We start from the raw sequence: 15,936 nt of genomic DNA, 5'->3' as shown, positions 1-15,936 counted from the left end.
GACCGGTTGGGTCTACCTCGACTCTGCTGACCTCAACTTCTCGAACCGCCCGGTGCGGACCCGCATGCCGGGTGGTGTGGCAGGGGCACGGCCAGATGGCCGTCCCCTATGCCGATGGAAATACGGAATGCCGCCCAACCCCAAGTAACCAAGGGCTCTTGCCCCTTTCGTTCGGTGCCTCGCATAGGCTCGGCATGCCCGCGCTCCGGTCCTGCTCCGTGGGCCCGCCGCCATCGGCCATCCATGGCCGGGGGCGGCTAATCCGGCATCCATGCCGGGTTGCCCACTGCGCAGAACCTCCACTCGGCCTCTCGAGGGGGCGTGCACTGCAAACGCCAAAGCGAGGCGGCCTACCGGCCGGCCTGACTTCAAGTGAACGCATTTCCCTGTAGGAGCTGTCGAGCGAAGCGAGGCTGCGATCTTTTGATCTTGCTGTTGCTGTTGCTGTTGCTGTTGCTGTTGCTGTTGCTGTTGCTGTTGCTGTTGCTGTTGCTGTTGCTGTTGCTGTTGCCGTTGCTGTTGCTTTGCTTTGGCTTCAGATCTGCCGCCCCTTTTCCAGAGGCCGAACGCAGGCGTTGCGCAGGGGGCACCTCGGCATGGATGCCGAGGTAGCCGCCCCCGGCCATGGATGGCCGATGGCGGTGGGCCCCCGGAGCAATGCCGGAGTGAGGGCATGCCGAGCCTGAGCGAGGCACCGAATGGCGGGGCAAGAGCCCTTGGTTACTTGGGGTTGGGCGGCATTCCGTATTTCCAAGTGACTCGCTGTAAAAGCGAAACCGCCAGCAGCCGCTACCGCAGAAATGGATATGTACCCCATCCCATCCCAAACTTTTCTTAAGTGAACAGCATTACGCGCTTGGCGGGCTTCTCTTGGATGGGCGTCGAATCACCGCAACTCAGTTCACCGCGAATACATCGCCCACCAAAAGACATGACCCAGGATCGCAAGCTGCTGCTCCTGGATCTCGGCGAAGGTGTAGTCCTCGTCCGGGTGCTCGTCACGGTTGAAACTGCGTAGGCGGATCCCACTGGGCAGTCGGTAGACCTGTTTCACGCGGAGCTGGCCGTTGTGGTTGATCGCGTACATGTCGCCGTCGACGATGTCGCCCAACGAGTTCTTTCCGACGTTCATGCCAACGGTAGCGCCGTCGCGCAGTACCGGGAGCATGCTGTTTCCGCTCACCACTACGCACCTGGCGTTGCTGAATTGCACGTTGTTGTGACGCAGGTCTTTCTTGAAGAAGCGCAGCCTGGCGCTGTCGCTTTCTGAGATCACGAAACGGCCTGAGCCGGCCGCCAGTTCAACTTCACGCAGGAAGGGGACATAAACCTCATCGTCATCCAGGGGCGTGCCGTCGTCCCAAGGCTGGATGTCTGACATTGAAACGCTTGGAGGGATGCGATTCAACGGAACAGCATCGGACACCCCTTTAAGCATGTCACCGGCACCTTCAGCCAGCCACATCGGTGAAACGCCACACGCTGAAGCGATCTGGGCAGCAAAGGCTGTTGCCTTCGATTTCCCGCGCTCAAGGTCGGAGATAGAGGTTTGCGTCAGGCCTGCGCGCTCGGCAAGCTCGGTTTGATTGAGCTTGGCGTGTTGGCGGGCTGCTTTGAGTCGTTCTTTAAATTCCATTTGCGGAGTATTACGGGAGCTCCCATATCATTGCAAATCGTTATCCCGATAATTTGCTAGGTGACGGCTTTATTCGTCGCGACCTTCCATCATGGTCCGTTTGAGCATCACATAAACCGCTCCGGCGCCGCCGTGTTTCGCTTGGCACGAGGTGAAGCCGAGCACTTGTGAATGTTGGCGCAGCCAGGTGTTGACGTGGCTTTTGATCATCGGCCGCTTGCCGTCCAGACGCACGGCCTTGCCGTGGGTGACGCGCACGCAGCGGATTTCGAATTTGGTCGCTTCGGCCAGAAACGCCCAGAGGGTTTCCCGGGCCTTTTCCACGTTCATGCCATGAAGGTCGAGGCTGCCTTCGAACGGGATCTGTCCGATCTTGAGCTTGCGCATCTGGCTTTCCTGAACGCCGTCACGCGCCCACATCAGCTCGTCTTCCGGGCCAACATCAATAACGAACTGATCGGACAGCCCGTCAACGGTGGTGGCATCGGTGCGTACGGTGGCGGCTTGTCGCAACTTGGCGATTTGTGCGCGGTCAGCTTTGGGTTTGCCGGTTTCGGCGCGATCGTGTTTGATCGGCTTGACGCCTTGGATCGCGCTTTTGAACAGGGAAAAATCGTCGTCTTGCATGTCAGCCTCCGCGAAGGGCGGCCAGTTTACCCAACTCGAGACGAATGGGGCGCGAGAAAACGCGCAACGCTCGGCTCAGTCATGCTTTTTCATCAAATGCGGGGAGATGTTCAGCTCTTGCGATTGCCGCGAGCGGCGACGGCAGCGACGCCACAGCCACACGCCGAGGTACAGCACGAACAGGCCAATCGCCAGAATCACTGCCGAACCGACCCGGTTGGTATTCAACTCGCCCAAGGCGGGCGCGTGGCCAAGCAGGCTGGCTATGCCTGCCATCGCCAGCAACACACCGCACATCGACAGCAAGGCAGCAAATGCCGCGCCGATTCGAAAACGCCAGTTGCGTTGGCCTTTGGGCCGCAAGCGGCGAGCGTCAAAACCATCGGATAACTTCATTCCGACCTTCCTCAATGGGTATCGGCCCTTCGACCGGGAGTTGACCGGGATGTTCCTGAGGCTAAGACAATTACAGCAAATGATAGGCTTTTGCGGATGAGCGGCGGCATGGACCGCTCATCGAGCGTTGATCAAATCAGAGCCTGGGTCAGGGCGAGGGTGGCGAAGTTGTCCGCCATGATCGCCATTTCGGTCTGCTGTACGTGGTCTGCGCTCAATACGCCACCCTTGTAAGGCAGGTCGCGAGTCGCGCAGGCGTCTTCCACCAGCGTGCAACGAAAGCCCAGGTTCTTCGCGGCACGCACCGTGGTGCTGACGCTGGAGTGGCTCATGAAACCGCACACGATCAGGTCCAGCGAGCCGAGATTCTGCAGGCGTTCCAGCAGTTCGGTGCCGTGGAACGCACTTGGCAGCAATTTACCGATGATGGTTTCGTCGCCCTGTGGTTCCAGGCCCGGGATGAACTCACCGCGCTCACCTTGTGGATCGAACAGCCCACCGACGGTGCCGAGGTGGCGGACATGGACGATCGGCCGGCCGGCTGCACGGGCAGCGGCCACCAGTTGCTTGATGTTCGCGACGGCAGCATCCATGCCGCTCAAGGCCAAGGGGCCGCTGAGGTATTCTTTCTGGGCATCGATGATGACAAGGGTCGCATGGCTCAGAACGGCAGCTGCATAACCGCGGCCGCTGAGTTGAAACATCGTTTTTGGAACGGACATTCTGGGGCTCCTTTGAGTGGGGCTTTTGCGACATTGTCCTCTGGCTGAGCGCTTCTGTGAATCGCTACCATCGTAGGCACCGTCATTGCTGGCTCGCAGCCTTGTCAATAGGCTCGTTTTGTTCAATAGCCAGTCGAAAAAATAGAATAGTCCTACATTTGCCCCGAAAGTTTTCCCGCGTCGTCGAGACGCGTTTTGGCTGTTAGAATCGCCAGTCGTTTTTTTTGGAGTTTGCCCCGTGATCACTTCCCGACTTCGTACCCTGCGTGACCATATCCGTTGGGCCGTCAGCCGCTTCCATGGGGAGGATCTGTTTTTCGGCCATGGGACCGACAACGCCTGGGACGAAGCGCGTCAGTTGGTGTTGGGTGCCTTGCACTTGCCGTGGGAAATCGCCGACAGCTATCTCGACTGCAATCTGGAAGAAGACGAGCTGGTCAAGCTGCAACGCATGCTCAAGCGCCGTATCGAAGAACGCATTCCTACCGCCTACCTGTTGGGTGAAACGTGGTTTTGCGGCATGTCGTTCATTGTCGATGAGCGCGTATTGATCCCGCGTTCGCCGATTGGCGAGCTGATCGAAAAACGTTTCGAGCCGTGGCTGGGCGCCGAGCCTGCGCGAATTCTCGACCTGTGCACCGGTTCCGGCTGTATCGGTATCGCCTGTGCCTACGAGTTCCAGAACGCCGAAGTGGTACTGGCCGATCTGTCGTTCGAAGCGCTGGAAGTGGCCAACCAGAACATCGAGCGTCATGGCGTCGATGAGCGGGTATACACGGTTCAGGGCGACGGATTTGATGGTTTGCCGGGTCAGCGTTTCGACCTGATCGTGTCGAACCCGCCTTACGTCGATGCGGAAGATTTCGCCGACATGCCGGACGAATACCAGCACGAACCGGAGTTGGGCCTGGCCTGCGGTGATGATGGTTTGAACCTGGTGCGTCGAATGCTCGCCGAAGCGGCGGATCACCTGACCGAGAAGGGCTTGCTGATTGTCGAAGTGGGCAACAGCCAGGTTCACGTCGACGCGCTGTACCCGGAAGTCGACTTCGCCTGGCTTGATTTCGAGCGCGGTGGGCATGGCGTGTTCATGCTGACGGCGGAACAGTGCCGCGATCATCAGGCGCTGTTCGCTTCCCGCGTCTGACCCTTACAAGCAAAAGATCGCAGCCTGCGGCAGCTCACAGGGTTATGTGTACACCTGTGTAGGAGCTGCCGCAGGCTGCGATCTTTTTGGGTTCGACACCGATTACCGGTGCGTGGCAATCCAGATCAGCAACCCCGCCTGAAACACCGCAAACGCCACCAGACAGGTAATGGTAAAGCGCAGCCCGGCGTCTTCGCGCTTGTACTTGCTGACTTTTTCTTCGTGTTTCTTGAGTTTGACTTCCTGCTCGGCCAGATTTTGCTCGGCTTGCTGGAGCATCTGCGCCGCCTCAAGAATTTCCACGACCTGCAATTTTTCCGTGCTCCAGTCACCCAACAGGTCGCCGACCCGCACCTCTTTGACGCTGCCCTTCAAATGCTGGGCGTCGGCATAGATCACGTCGAAACCATGCATCCGCAAAAAGTGATCGCGGCGCAGGCGAGTGTCTTCGTTCAGCGCATCCTTGTTGTTCAGGTCGGTGCCGTCGACGGTGTAGCCAGGCCATCTCTTTTTCGCCCAGGTAATGCCCTGAGCGGCCATGTATCGGCCGATGCCACGGTTCATCGGTTCGATCTGCAAACCGCTGTCAGGCCCGAAATGCACACGCCTGGTGGCGTGATCGACCCACACGTCCAGATGATTCTGTTCCTTGCGCACACGCTGGCCGGGCAGCGAAATGCTCATGCGCATCAGACTGTGTTCCTTGTTGTTGCGCTCGGCGTAACCGAATTCAACAAAGCGCAGCGGCCGTCCACCGGTGTTGCGGTCGGTTTGCAATGGCGACAGACGGAGCATCTTGTGGTGCTCGGCGTGGACGTCCGCCCACGGCAGCTCGACCACTGGTGGTGCGTCTTTTTCAGCAGTGGTGTCGGGTGAAGTCTGGGTATCAGTCATAACGGCGAGATCCTGTCCAAGCTCTGCTTGCCGCCAGTCATAGCGCTGGCGACAAAGGCTTATCGGCCGTTTTTTTCAGGACTGGAGGGCCAGGGGGCGTTCTCAACTGGTTTTCACGCCGCGCCGGGTCTGCTGTTGTGCAGGGCAAGGCGCGAGAAGCGTGGTTTGGTCATTCCAAATAAGCTTTGAGCAACGCAGCCCTGCACAACAGCAGGCCCGGCCCTTCGGGTTGTGCCTTAAAGCGGGCCAGCCTGCGTTGCAGGCCTTGGAAAGGGAACAACCATTACCAGCGGCCTGCGCCTTGCCTGGCCCGCTTTAAGGCGACAACGCGGCGTGAAAACCAGTTGAGAACGCCCCCTAGCACCGCTTAGCTGGTGCGAAGTCCGTCAATAAACCCGAGGATTCGCGTGCCGAGTTCGGCCGCCAGTGGCAATTGCGGATCTTTGTAAGAGGCCAATTGCCGTTTTACATCGTTGGGCACGATGCGCATCACGTGGTTCATGCCTTCGATCAGCGCCATCTCGGCGTCCGGTTTGGCGGCCTTCAACAGCTTGGCGTCACCGACACCGACCTGGATGTCGTTGCTGCCCTGGATGATCAGCGCCGGCATCTTCAATTTGGCGAACGCCGCCGCCGGGTCCTGGCGGAACAATGAAATCAGATACGGCTGCACGCTCGGGCGGAAAATCACCTGCAACTGCGGCGGCACGTTGTCGTCGGTGTGGCCGGCCTTGAGGCTATCGAGCAGTTCATTGCTGCGCAGCATCAGCGGCGGCGGCAGGCGATTGCTCAATTGTTGGCGCAGTACCTGATCGATCGGCCGGGCGCTGCCGGACATGGAGATGACCGCGGCGGCATCCAGGCTTGGCGCCGCGAGGCTGGCGATCAAGGCGCCTTCGCTGTGGCCCAGCAGGATCAGTTGGCCAAAGCGCGGGTCGGTTTTGAGCTTGCGGCCCCAGGCCTCGGCGTCCGCTACGTAGGCTTCAACCGAAAGATTGCGTTCATCCGGGGTCGCCGCAAGACTCGCCGCCACGCCGCGTTTGTCATAACGCACGCTGGCGATGTTGTGTTTGGCCAGTACCCAAGCGAGACGCTTGAGGCTGTCGTTACGTCCGCCGTCGGGGTTGTTTCCGTCACGATCCGTAGGACCGGAGCCGGAAATGATCAGGACAACCGGTACCGGCGTGTCGGACTTGGGCAGCAACAGCGAGCCGAAAAGCTCACCAGTGCCGGTGTCCAAAGTAATCGGGCGTTGCAGGACAGTGGCCTGTACAAAGCCGGTAAACAGGGTAAGGCTCAAGGCTATAACTCGCAGCATCATCACGCCATCATGAACAAGATGCCGGTTGGACTCGCAGGCACCCATAAGGTTCGAGGATGAACTAGTTGGGTAGCCTGCGTATACTGGCGCGCATTACGTATTTGGTTCGAATTCACGGAGCGTCCTGCATGTCCGGCAATACCTACGGCAAGCTGTTCACTGTCACCACCGCGGGCGAAAGCCATGGTCCGGCGTTGGTCGCCATTGTCGACGGCTGCCCGCCGGGCCTGGAGATCTCTCTGGAGGATCTGCAGCGTGACCTGGATCGCCGCAAACCCGGCACCAGCCGCCACACCACCCAGCGCCAGGAAGCCGACGAAGTCGAAATCCTCTCCGGCGTGTTCGAAGGGCGCACCACCGGTTGCCCCATCGGCCTGTTGATCCGCAACACCGACCAGAAGTCCAAGGATTACTCGGCGATCAAGGACCTGTTCCGCCCGGCCCACGCCGACTACACCTATCACCACAAATACGGCGAGCGCGATTACCGTGGCGGCGGTCGCAGTTCGGCCCGCGAAACGGCCATGCGCGTGGCCGCCGGTGCGATTGCGAAAAAATACCTGGCCACTCAGGGCATCGTCATTCGCGGCTACATGAGCCAGCTCGGCCCGATCGAAATCCCGTTCAAGACCTGGGATTCGGTGGAGGAGAACGCCTTCTTCAGCCCCGACCCAGACAAAGTGCCAGAGCTGGAAGCCTATATGGACCAGTTGCGCCGCGACCAGGATTCGGTTGGCGCGAAGATCACCGTAGTCGCTGAAGGCGTAATGCCGGGCCTCGGCGAGCCGATCTTCGACCGCCTTGACGCCGAACTGGCCCATGCGCTGATGAGCATCAACGCGGTCAAAGGCGTGGAAATCGGCGCCGGTTTCGCCAGCGTTGCCCAGCGCGGCACCGAACACCGCGATGAAATGACCCCGCAAGGTTTTCTCAGCAACAACGCGGGCGGCATTTTGGGTGGCATTTCGTCGGGTCAGCCGATCGTCGCGCACCTGGCGCTCAAGCCAACCTCGAGCATTACCACGCCGGGCCGTTCCATCGACATCTATGGCAATCCGGTGGAAGTCGTCACCAAGGGTCGCCACGATCCGTGCGTCGGCATCCGCGCTACACCGATCGCCGAAGCGATGATGGCCATCGTGCTGATGGATCACCTGTTGCGTCACCGTGGGCAGAACCTGGACGTGCGCGTGAGCACGCCGGTGCTGGGTCAGCTTTAATGACTGACCTCACAGCCGCTGCGGTCTGACGACGGTGGCGGCGCTCCCGTACTGGCGGCTCTCCAGTTTCTATCTGTTCTATTTCGCCTTGCTCGGTTCGACAGCGCCGTTTCTGGCGCTGTACTTCGATCACCTGGGCTTTTCCAGCGCGCGCATCGGCGAGCTGGTGGCGATCCCGATGCTGATGCGCTGCGTGGCGCCGAACATCTGGGGCTGGCTCGGTGATTACACCGGCCGACGCCTGGCCATCGTGCGCTTCGGTGCGGTCTGCACGCTGCTGACGTTTTCGCTGATCTTTGTCAGCAAGACCTACGCCTGGCTGGCGATGGTCATGGCCTTGCACGCGTTTTTCTGGCACGCGGTGTTGCCGCAATTCGAAGTCATCACGTTGGCGCACTTGCAGGGCCAGACTAACCGTTACAGTCAGATCCGCCTGTGGGGTTCCATCGGTTTCATCATCACTGTGGTCGCGCTTGGCCGGTTGTTCGAATGGTTGAGCCTGGATATCTATCCGGTGGCGCTGGTGCTGATCATGGCCGGGATCGTGGTCAGCAGTTTGTGGGTGCCGAACGCCCAACCGGCTCAGGGCAATCGAATTGCGGGAGATGGGTTTCTCAAGCAATTGCGCAATCCCGGGGTGCTGGCGTTTTACGCTTGCGTAGCGCTGATGCAGATGAGCCACGGTCCTTATTACACCTTTTTGACCTTGCACCTGGAGCGACTCGGGTACAGCCGTGGGCTGATCGGCGTGCTCTGGGCGGTCGGTGTGGTCGCCGAAGTCTTGATGTTTCTGGCCATGAGCAAGATCCTCGCGCGTTTCTCTGTGCGTCGGGTGTTGCTGGCGAGTTTTCTGCTGGCGGCGTTGCGTTGGTTGTTGCTCGGCTCGTTCGCTGAGTTCCTTTGGGTGCTGTTGTTTGCCCAGGTACTGCACGCGGCGACATTCGGCAGCTTTCACGCGGCTGCCATCCAGTTCGTGCAACGTAGCTTCGGCGCGCGCCAGCAAGGGCAGGGTCAGGCGTTGTACGCCGCACTGGCCGGCACCGGCGGCGCACTGGGCGCGTTGTATTCCGGCTATAGCTGGAATGCCCTCGGCGCCACATTGACCTTTAGTATTGCCAGTCTCGCAGCCCTGGCGGCTGCCGTTATCATTGCCACACGTATGCAAGAGGACAGGCCATGAGCCTCACCCGTGAGCAACTCGTCCAGGAAATCATCGATGCCGGGCGTTTTCTGTATGGCCGCGGCTGGTCGCCTGCCACCAGCAGCAATTACTCGACGCGCCTGTCGCCGACTGAAGCGCTGCTGACGGTGTCCGGCAAGCACAAAGGCCAACTCGGCCTCGACGAAGTGCTGGCCACCGACCTGTCGGGCAATAGCCTGGAACTGGGCAAAAAGCCGTCCGCCGAAACCTTGCTGCACACCCAGCTCTACAACTGGCGTCCGGAGATCGGCGCGGTGCTGCACACGCATTCGGTGAACGCCACGGTGCTGTCGCGCTTGACGTCGCAAGACTTCATCGAGTTCGAAGACTACGAACTGCAAAAAGCCTTCAGCGGCGTATCGACTCATGAATCGCGAGTGCGCGTGCCGATTTTCGATAACGACCAGGACATTGCGCGCCTCGCCGCCAAGGTGCAGCCTTGGCTCCTGGCCCATCTCGATTGCGTCGGCTACCTGATCCGCGGCCACGGTCTCTACACCTGGGGCGCGCGCATGAGCGATGCACTGCGGCAGATCGAGGCCTTTGAATTTTTGTTCGAGTGCGAGTTGAAGATGCGCTCACTCTTGAACCATAAAAAGCTGAACCGTCAAGCATGAACCGCCAAGCATGAACCGTTAAGGAGTTGCCCTGATGAGCAGCCTGTCCGTTTACCACGTCTCAAGCCCTGATTTGCCTAACAAGGTGCTGACGCATTTCGAAGACATCGCCTCGACCCTGGCCGAGCAGGGCGTGCGTTTCGACCGCTGGCAAGCCGCGGCGAAAATCCAGCCCGGCGCCAGTCAGGAAGAAGTGATCGCCGCGTATCAGGAGCAAATCGACAAGCTGATGACCGAACGCGGTTACATCACCGTCGACGTCATCAGCCTGAACAGCGATCACCCGCAAAAAGCCGAATTGCGCGCCAAGTTTCTCGATGAACATCGCCATGGCGAAGACGAAGTACGATTTTTCGTCGCCGGCCGTGGCTTGTTCACCCTGCACATCGACGATTACGTCTACGCGGTGCTTTGTGAGAAAAACGACCTGATCTCAGTACCGGCCGGCACGCCGCACTGGTTCGATATGGGCGAACATCCGCACTTTATTGCGATCCGCCTGTTTAACAACCCTGAAGGCTGGGTAGCCAGCTTCACCGGCGATGACATCGCCAGCCGCTTCCCGCGTCTTGAGGACTGAGGCGATGCCGATCAAGGCGATTCTCACCGACATCGAAGGCACTACGAGCGCGGTGAGTTTTGTGTTCGACGTGCTGTTTCCCTACGCCGCCAAACACCTGCCGGATTTCGTTCGCCAGCACGCCGAGCGTGCGGATGTTGCCGAGCAACTGACCGCCGTGCGCCGGGACAACAATGAACCAGGCGCCGACGTCGAGCGGGTCATCGAGATCCTCTTGAGCTGGATAGCCGAAGACCGCAAAGCCACGCCGCTGAAAGCGTTGCAAGGCATGGTCTGGGAACAGGGTTATCAGGCCGGAGAGTTGAAAGGCCACGTTTACCCGGACGCCGTTGAAGCGCTCAAACGCTGGCATCAGGACGGCTTCAAACTGTTTGTTTATTCGTCCGGTTCGATCCAGGCCCAAAAGCTGATCTTTGGCTGCTCGGAAGCGGGGGATCTGTCACCACTGTTCAGCGGCTATTTCGACGCCACCTCGGGGCCCAAGCGTGAAGCGCAGTCCTACGAGCGCATTACCCAGGCCATTGGCCTGGACGCTTCGCAGATCCTGTTTCTGTCCGACATCGTTGAGGAACTGGACGCGGCGCGTAGGGCGGGAATGGCTACGTGCGGGCTGGCCCGAGAGGGCGGGGAGTTGGTGGAGCATGTGACCGTCGACAGTTTTGCGCGGATCGATCCTTCGACGTTTTAAGGCACATAACACATAACCTGTGGGAGCGAGCTTGCTCGCGAAAGCGGTTTAACATTCAACATTGATGTTGCCTGAAATGCCGCTTTCGCGAGCAAGCCCGCTCCCACAGGGGATTGCGGGATTCCAGAAACAACTCAGGCCGTGAAGCGAAAGCTTTCACGGCCTGTTTGTTTACAGCGTTTAAACGGTTTAAACCGAGTGATACGTCGGCAGGGCAAACCGCTGCTGGCTTTGCAGCATGGAAATCTGCGGCAGTTCGCTGGCCTGTTCGGCGATGTCACGGCGAATGGCACTGATCACCCAGGAAAGCTGATCACCCGCATGCAATTGCTGGTAGGAAATCGAGCGTTTGAAGACTTTGCCGTCGGTGCTGCTCAAGGTCAGCAGAATGCCGCCGTCCGGACGTGGCTGGGTGGTCACTTCGAAGTTGGAGAACAGGGACGAAAATTTTTCTTGGATCAGGTTCATGTCTATCAGCTCCGTTAGCTCTTGAATGGCAAGCATGCAGAGGTAGTTGCAGTGATTGTGCCAGCACCTTATTTTTAAAAAGTCCTTATATATCAATTAGTTAGTTTTTCAGTGCTTTAGCACTTTCGTGCAATCTGCATGAATGGCCATCGTGCATCCTGCATTTTGCGTGGTCGACATCGATTCGATGGAACCATTTGCCCGGCGCAGGCTCACGATTTCAATTGCCGCAGCCGTGGATACAAATCATTTCAAAAACCGCGTGTACAGCTCAGGAACCGCTGACGTATTTTCGGCCTTAATCAACGCCGCCCGAACAATAAAAAAGATCGACCGGGAGCAACCATGAGCCGCACGCCGCACGACACGATTACCTGGGGCATGATGCTCCGCAAGCTGCCTTCCATTGCCAAAGCCATTCCTCGCGTGGTGAAGGGCATGAAAGCCGCCAACGTCAAGGACCCGACCCAATCGTGTGGCCTGGGCTGGAGCTTCGAACAAGCGACGTTGCGCAATCCCGATGGCCCGGCATTGCTGCAGGGCGAGGTGGCGCTGACGTATGCTCAGGTCAACCAATGGGCCAATCGCATTGCCCATCATCTGATTGCCCAAGGCATCCGCAAGGGCGATGTGGTGGCGGTCTTTATCGAGAATCGCCCGGAACTGCTGGTGACGATTCTGGCGGTGGCCAAGGTCGGCGCGATCAGTGCCTTGCTCAATACCTCGCAAACCCGCGATACCCTGGCTCACAGCCTGAACCTAGTGGCACCCGCGGCGATCATTGTCGGAGAAGAGCTGGTCCCGGCGTTTTCGGCGGTTCGCGAACGGGTGTCGATCCACGCGGCGCGCACCTGGTTCGTCGCTGATCGAGACACCTTCAGCCATCCCGGCATTGCGCCCGACGGCTTCATCAACCTGATGACGGCCAGTGCCGACAGCTCCAGCGACAACCCTGCCAGCAGTCAGCAGGTATTTTTCGACGACCCTTGTTTCTATATCTACACCTCGGGCACCACCGGCTTGCCCAAGGCCGGGGTGTTCAAGCACGGCCGCTGGATGCGCAGCTCCGCAAGCTTCGGGCTGATCGCCCTGGATATGCGCCCGGAGGATGTCGTCTATTGCACCTTGCCGCTCTATCACGCCACCGGGCTGTGCGTGTGCTGGGGCTCGGCGATCAGTGGCGCCTCGGGTTTTGCCATTCGCCGCAAGTTCAGCGCCAGTCAATTCTGGAACGATGTGCGCAAGTACCGCGCGACCACCCTCGGTTACGTCGGCGAACTGTGCCGCTACCTCGTGGATCAACCGCCCAGCGCCGACGACAGCAAGCACCGCGTGACGAAGATGATCGGCAATGGCCTGCGCCCCGGCGCGTGGGGCGAGTTCAAGACACGTTTTGCGGTGAATCACATCTGCGAGCTCTACGCCGCCAGCGACGGCAACATAGGCTTCACCAACATCCTCAACTTTGATAACACCGTCGGTTTTTCCCTGATGTCATGGGAGTTGGCTGCGTACGACCACGACAGCGGCGCGCCGATTCGGGATGCCAAGGGCTTCATGCGCAAAGTCGCCAAAGGCGAGCAGGGGCTGTTGCTGGCGAAGATCGACGACAAGGCGCCGCTGGACGGCTACACCGATCCGCAGAAGACCGAAAAGGTTGTGCTGCACGACGTGTTCGAGAAGGGCGACCGTTACTTCAATACTGGTGACCTGCTGCGCAACATCGGTTTTGGTCACGCGCAGTTTGTTGACCGGTTGGGTGATACCTACCGCTGGAAGGGCGAAAACGTCTCGACCACCGAAGTCGAGAACATCCTTTTGCAACACCCGAATATTTCCGAAGCCGTGGCCTACGGCGTGGAAATCCGCAACACCAACGGGCGTGCGGGGATGGCGGCGATTACGCCAGCCGAGTCCCTGGCGACCCTGGATTTCAGTGAACTGCTGGCTTTCGCCCGTGAGCAAATGCCCGCCTATGCGGTGCCGTTGTTCCTGCGGGTGAAGGTGAAAATGGAGACCACCGGCACTTTCAAATACCAGAAGACCCGCCTCAAGGACGAAGCCTTCGACCCCGGCAAAACTGGCGATGATCCGATCTACGCCTGGCTGCCGGGGACCCAGACATACGTGCAGGTCACTCCGCAGTTGCTGGCGGATATTCACGGCGGCGCTTTTCGTTATTGAATGCAGCGCTATTGAATGTGCCTATGGCCTTTCATGAGAAAAAAGAAGTGACAGCCTCGGGGCTGCTCGGGAAACTGTCGGCTTTGCGAATAACAGAACGTGGAGTGCCCAATGTCAGACCAAAGCCGCCAGATGACCCCCGAAGAAGCCGCTGAATTTGCCGAACAGGTATTCAACAAGGCGCGCGAGGGCGATGCGGCCATGATGGCTGCGCTGTTGACCAAGGGCCTGCCGCCGAACCTGCGTAACCACAAGGGCGACACCTTGCTGATGCTGGCCGCTTACCACGGCCATGTGGATACCGTAAAAGTCCTGCTCGAACACAAGGCCGACCCGGAAATCCGCAACGACAACGGCCAGAGCCCGATTGCCGGCGCGGCGTTCAAGGGTGACCTGGCGGTGGTCAAGGCACTGGTTGAAGGCGGCGCGCAAGTGGAAGGTTCGTCCTTCGATGGCCGTACAGCGCTGATGATGGCGGCGATGTTCAATCGCGTGGAAATCTTCGACTACCTGATCAGCAAGGGCGCCGACCCGAAAGCCAAGGACGCCAATGGCGTCTCTGCGCTGGATGCCGCCAAGACGATGGGCGCGGTGGACACCACGGCGCAGTTGCAGAAGCTGCTTGGCTGATTGCACCCTGTAGCAGCTGTCGAGCTTGCGAGGCTGCGTTCGGCTGCGCAGCAGTCGTAAAACCTATATGTGCGGTCTCCCTGAAACACCGCATCGTCTGATTTTACGACTGCTTCGCAGCCGAACGCAGCCTCGCAGGCTCGACAGCTGCTACACACACACACACACACCATCAATGCACCCACACCTCAACCCGCCGATTCTTGATTCGCCCCTCATCCGCGCTATTGGCCGCCACTGGCATCTCGGCGCCAAAACCACGAATCTCGCGTAACACCACGCCGCTTTTCACCAGTTCCCGCCGCACCGCCATGGCGCGCAGTTTCGACAGCAGATCGGCCCGCGCCGGATCACTCTTGGCGTCGCCAAACCCCACCAGCGTCACCTGCCGATTGGTTTTCTCGTGCTGATTTATATAGTCGAGCACTCGCGACAGGTCCTGCCGGGCCTTGTTGTCCAGCGTCGCACTGCCTTCTTCGAAACGAAAATTCACCGTCAGTCGTTGGGCGTGACGGCTGAGCGCCTGATAACCCTCCGGCATTAATGCATTCGGTGTGACCGTCATGGCATGGACGGTCTGGGCGATAAAGCCATTGGCCGCGACAATCGCCTGACCCTTGTTGCTTTGGGCGAACGCCACCAATGCGTCGGCCCAGGGATTTTTCCCGTTGGGCGGCAGGTAAAAGAACAGCCGGCGGGACAACGGATAGTCTTCCGTAGCAATCAGGCTGTTGAGCGGCAACATGGCTTGGGATTGGCCATCGGCAATCGCCACGGCTTTGGCCTGACGCACGTAAGGCAGGCCGATGAAGCCGATGCCTTGCGGGTCGAGGCTGACGGCGTCGGACAATTGCTCGCTGGATTCGAACCGTTTCGCCGCGCTGCTCAGCGTTTTCCCTCGGCGGCTGAGGACCAATTCCTTGAACGTGTCGTAGGTGCCCGATTGGTCATCCCGCGCATAGAGATGAATCGTCCCACCGGTGCCGCCGAGTTCTTCCCAGGTTTTTGCCTCGCCGCTGAAGATTCGCGCCAGTTGTTCGGTGTTCAGTTCGCTCAACGGATTTTGCGGATGAAGAATGATCGCCAGGCCATCGATGGCGATGACTTGCTCGGCGCCGGCGCTTTTAAAGTCGCCCAAGGGTTTGAGGTCCACCCGTTCGTTGTCCTTGATCGGGCGCGAGGCGGCGGCGAGGTCGGCGGTGGCGGTTTTCAGGGCGGTGAAACCGGTGCTGGAACCGTGGGCTGCGACATCCACCACGACCCGACGGCCCTGAGCGGTTTCGCCGATGACGCGCAGTTCGTTGGCTTTGTCCGGGGCCTCGTTGTGAATCTTGATCAGGCCCTGTTCGCGCATCAACCCCTCGACCAGCGCCGGGCCCAATGCCGCGCCAATGGTGTTGGATCCCTGGATGCGCAGCACCGGGCCAGCCTCGGGCGTCGGCAACGCGCCAGCCGAAGCTGTCAGCGGCAGGCAGGCGCACAGCATCAACAGGAACAACACGCGCAGCGTCATGCCGGCACCTTATAAGCCAAAGGAAGTGCCGGGAGAATAAGTCAGTAAGATGTCCGAAAGATGACAGATCAAAAGATCGCAGCGTTCCGCAG

18 protein-coding genes are annotated in these 15,936 nt (G+C 59.5%); 10 read left to right on the top strand and 8 right to left on the bottom strand.

The window, feature by feature from the left end; translation table 11 throughout:
- Positions 1-423: 423 nt before the first annotated feature.
- Positions 424-612: a hypothetical protein gene (locus E3W21_RS31260; RefSeq protein WP_166793876.1), complete on the top strand. Its 189-nt coding sequence runs from the start codon at positions 424-426 to the stop codon at positions 610-612.
- A gap of 289 nt (positions 613-901) precedes the next feature.
- On the opposite strand, the gene E3W21_RS27415 is transcribed toward E3W21_RS31260, so the two are convergent.
- From E3W21_RS27415 to E3W21_RS27400, 4 genes are all read right to left on the bottom strand, one after another.
- Positions 902-1,636, bottom strand: coding sequence for a helix-turn-helix transcriptional regulator (locus tag E3W21_RS27415; protein ID WP_134422698.1), 735 nt, complete (start codon positions 1,634-1,636; stop codon positions 902-904).
- A 69-nt stretch (positions 1,637-1,705) separates the two neighbouring features.
- Positions 1,706-2,263 carry a Smr/MutS family protein gene (locus E3W21_RS27410; RefSeq protein WP_056740389.1) on the bottom strand — a complete coding sequence of 186 codons (558 nt, stop codon included), beginning with the start codon at positions 2,261-2,263 and terminating at the stop codon, positions 1,706-1,708.
- Positions 2,264-2,338: 75 nt separating this feature from the next.
- Positions 2,339-2,659, bottom strand: a complete 321-nt coding sequence (locus tag E3W21_RS27405) for a hypothetical protein (protein WP_033057147.1) — start codon at positions 2,657-2,659, stop codon at positions 2,339-2,341.
- Positions 2,660-2,790: 131 nt separating this feature from the next.
- Complete coding sequence (locus E3W21_RS27400) at positions 2,791-3,381, bottom strand: cysteine hydrolase family protein (RefSeq protein ID WP_129436944.1); 591 nt, start codon at positions 3,379-3,381, stop codon at positions 2,791-2,793.
- A gap of 238 nt (positions 3,382-3,619) precedes the next feature.
- On the opposite strand from E3W21_RS27400, the gene prmB reads away from it, so the two are divergent.
- Positions 3,620-4,528, top strand: coding sequence for a 50S ribosomal protein L3 N(5)-glutamine methyltransferase (gene prmB, locus E3W21_RS27395; RefSeq protein ID WP_134422696.1), 909 nt, complete (start codon positions 3,620-3,622; stop codon positions 4,526-4,528).
- 102 nt (positions 4,529-4,630) lie between these two features.
- Here the strand turns inward: prmB and E3W21_RS27390 are convergent, their stop codons facing one another.
- Both E3W21_RS27390 and E3W21_RS27385 read right to left on the bottom strand, forming a co-directional pair.
- The gene (locus tag E3W21_RS27390; protein ID WP_134422694.1) at positions 4,631-5,422 is read right to left on the bottom strand and encodes a hypothetical protein; all 792 of its coding nucleotides are present in this window, start codon (positions 5,420-5,422) and stop codon (positions 4,631-4,633) included.
- Positions 5,423-5,789: 367 nt separating this feature from the next.
- The gene (locus E3W21_RS27385; protein WP_129436941.1) at positions 5,790-6,788 is read right to left on the bottom strand and encodes an alpha/beta hydrolase; all 999 of its coding nucleotides are present in this window, start codon (positions 6,786-6,788) and stop codon (positions 5,790-5,792) included.
- An 83-nt stretch (positions 6,789-6,871) separates the two neighbouring features.
- Between E3W21_RS27385 and aroC the strand changes: the two genes are divergently transcribed.
- From aroC to mtnC, 5 genes are read left to right on the top strand one after another with little or no spacing between them, the layout of a single operon-like run.
- The gene (gene aroC / locus E3W21_RS27380) at positions 6,872-7,963 is read left to right on the top strand and encodes a chorismate synthase (RefSeq protein ID WP_134422692.1); all 1,092 of its coding nucleotides are present in this window, start codon (positions 6,872-6,874) and stop codon (positions 7,961-7,963) included.
- 34 nt (positions 7,964-7,997) lie between these two features.
- Positions 7,998-9,143, top strand: a complete 1,146-nt coding sequence (locus E3W21_RS27375; RefSeq protein WP_129436939.1) for an MFS transporter — start codon at positions 7,998-8,000, stop codon at positions 9,141-9,143.
- Entirely contained in the window at positions 9,140-9,781 is a 642-nt protein-coding gene (locus E3W21_RS27370; RefSeq protein ID WP_134422690.1) for a methylthioribulose 1-phosphate dehydratase, read from the top strand. Before E3W21_RS27375 ends, E3W21_RS27370 begins: the two co-directional genes overlap by 4 nt.
- Positions 9,782-9,815: 34 nt before the next feature.
- A complete protein-coding gene (locus tag E3W21_RS27365; protein WP_134422688.1) occupies positions 9,816-10,361 on the top strand; it encodes an acireductone dioxygenase in 546 nt (181 codons plus the stop codon).
- A 4-nt stretch (positions 10,362-10,365) separates the two neighbouring features.
- Positions 10,366-11,049: an acireductone synthase gene (gene mtnC, locus E3W21_RS27360; protein WP_134422686.1), complete on the top strand. Its 684-nt coding sequence runs from the start codon at positions 10,366-10,368 to the stop codon at positions 11,047-11,049.
- Positions 11,050-11,238: 189 nt separating this feature from the next.
- Here mtnC and E3W21_RS27355 read toward each other — a convergent pair whose 3' ends face one another.
- On the bottom strand, positions 11,239-11,517 hold the full coding sequence (locus E3W21_RS27355; RefSeq protein WP_008146103.1) for a DUF3509 domain-containing protein: 279 nt from the start codon (positions 11,515-11,517) through the stop codon (positions 11,239-11,241).
- Between the two features lie 142 nt (positions 11,518-11,659).
- Between E3W21_RS27355 and E3W21_RS27350 the strand changes: the two genes are divergently transcribed.
- The 3 genes from E3W21_RS27350 (at position 11,660) to E3W21_RS27340 (ending at position 14,331) form a co-directional block, all read left to right on the top strand.
- Positions 11,660-11,866 (top strand): hypothetical protein, encoded by a 207-nt coding sequence (locus E3W21_RS27350; protein WP_134422684.1) that lies wholly within the window; start codon positions 11,660-11,662, stop codon positions 11,864-11,866.
- On the top strand, positions 11,863-13,701 hold the full coding sequence (locus E3W21_RS27345) for a long-chain-acyl-CoA synthetase (RefSeq protein WP_134422682.1): 1,839 nt from the start codon (positions 11,863-11,865) through the stop codon (positions 13,699-13,701). The genes E3W21_RS27350 and E3W21_RS27345 overlap by 4 nt, the downstream gene beginning before the upstream one ends.
- Positions 13,702-13,812: 111 nt before the next feature.
- Positions 13,813-14,331 (top strand): ankyrin repeat domain-containing protein, encoded by a 519-nt coding sequence (locus E3W21_RS27340; protein WP_134422680.1) that lies wholly within the window; start codon positions 13,813-13,815, stop codon positions 14,329-14,331.
- Between the two features lie 172 nt (positions 14,332-14,503).
- Here the strand turns inward: E3W21_RS27340 and E3W21_RS27335 are convergent, their stop codons facing one another.
- Complete coding sequence (locus E3W21_RS27335) at positions 14,504-15,844, bottom strand: substrate-binding domain-containing protein (protein WP_134422678.1); 1,341 nt, start codon at positions 15,842-15,844, stop codon at positions 14,504-14,506.
- Positions 15,845-15,936 lie beyond the last annotated feature (92 nt).

Origin of the sequence: Pseudomonas sp. F01002 (assembly GCF_004402115.1) — a bacterium.
Lineage (GTDB): Bacteria > Pseudomonadota > Gammaproteobacteria > Pseudomonadales > Pseudomonadaceae > Aquipseudomonas > Aquipseudomonas frigoris.
The sequence above is the reverse complement of the archived record's forward strand: the minus strand, read 5'-3'. Positions and strand labels throughout refer to the sequence as shown.

What these genes read in the sequence shown, in the direction of transcription:
- E3W21_RS27340 (WP_134422680.1), top strand. Translation starts at nt 13,813, where the DNA reads ATGTCAGACCAAAGCCGCCAGATGACCCCCGAAGAAGCCGCTGAATTT.
- E3W21_RS27385 (WP_129436941.1), bottom strand. Translation starts at nt 6,788, where the DNA reads ATGGGTGCCTGCGAGTCCAACCGGCATCTTGTTCATGATGGCGTGATG.
- E3W21_RS27400 (WP_129436944.1), bottom strand. Translation starts at nt 3,381, where the DNA reads ATGTCCGTTCCAAAAACGATGTTTCAACTCAGCGGCCGCGGTTATGCA.
- mtnC (WP_134422686.1), top strand. Translation starts at nt 10,366, where the DNA reads ATGCCGATCAAGGCGATTCTCACCGACATCGAAGGCACTACGAGCGCG.
- E3W21_RS27355 (WP_008146103.1), bottom strand. Translation starts at nt 11,517, where the DNA reads ATGAACCTGATCCAAGAAAAATTTTCGTCCCTGTTCTCCAACTTCGAA.
- E3W21_RS27365 (WP_134422688.1), top strand. Translation starts at nt 9,816, where the DNA reads ATGAGCAGCCTGTCCGTTTACCACGTCTCAAGCCCTGATTTGCCTAAC.
- E3W21_RS27410 (WP_056740389.1), bottom strand. Translation starts at nt 2,263, where the DNA reads ATGCAAGACGACGATTTTTCCCTGTTCAAAAGCGCGATCCAAGGCGTC.
- E3W21_RS27350 (WP_134422684.1), top strand. Translation starts at nt 11,660, where the DNA reads ATGGCCATCGTGCATCCTGCATTTTGCGTGGTCGACATCGATTCGATG.
- E3W21_RS27390 (WP_134422694.1), bottom strand. Translation starts at nt 5,422, where the DNA reads ATGACTGATACCCAGACTTCACCCGACACCACTGCTGAAAAAGACGCA.
- E3W21_RS27415 (WP_134422698.1), bottom strand. Translation starts at nt 1,636, where the DNA reads ATGGAATTTAAAGAACGACTCAAAGCAGCCCGCCAACACGCCAAGCTC.
- aroC (WP_134422692.1), top strand. Translation starts at nt 6,872, where the DNA reads ATGTCCGGCAATACCTACGGCAAGCTGTTCACTGTCACCACCGCGGGC.
- E3W21_RS27345 (WP_134422682.1), top strand. Translation starts at nt 11,863, where the DNA reads ATGAGCCGCACGCCGCACGACACGATTACCTGGGGCATGATGCTCCGC.
- E3W21_RS27335 (WP_134422678.1), bottom strand. Translation starts at nt 15,844, where the DNA reads ATGACGCTGCGCGTGTTGTTCCTGTTGATGCTGTGCGCCTGCCTGCCG.
- E3W21_RS27370 (WP_134422690.1), top strand. Translation starts at nt 9,140, where the DNA reads ATGAGCCTCACCCGTGAGCAACTCGTCCAGGAAATCATCGATGCCGGG.
- E3W21_RS27405 (WP_033057147.1), bottom strand. Translation starts at nt 2,659, where the DNA reads ATGAAGTTATCCGATGGTTTTGACGCTCGCCGCTTGCGGCCCAAAGGC.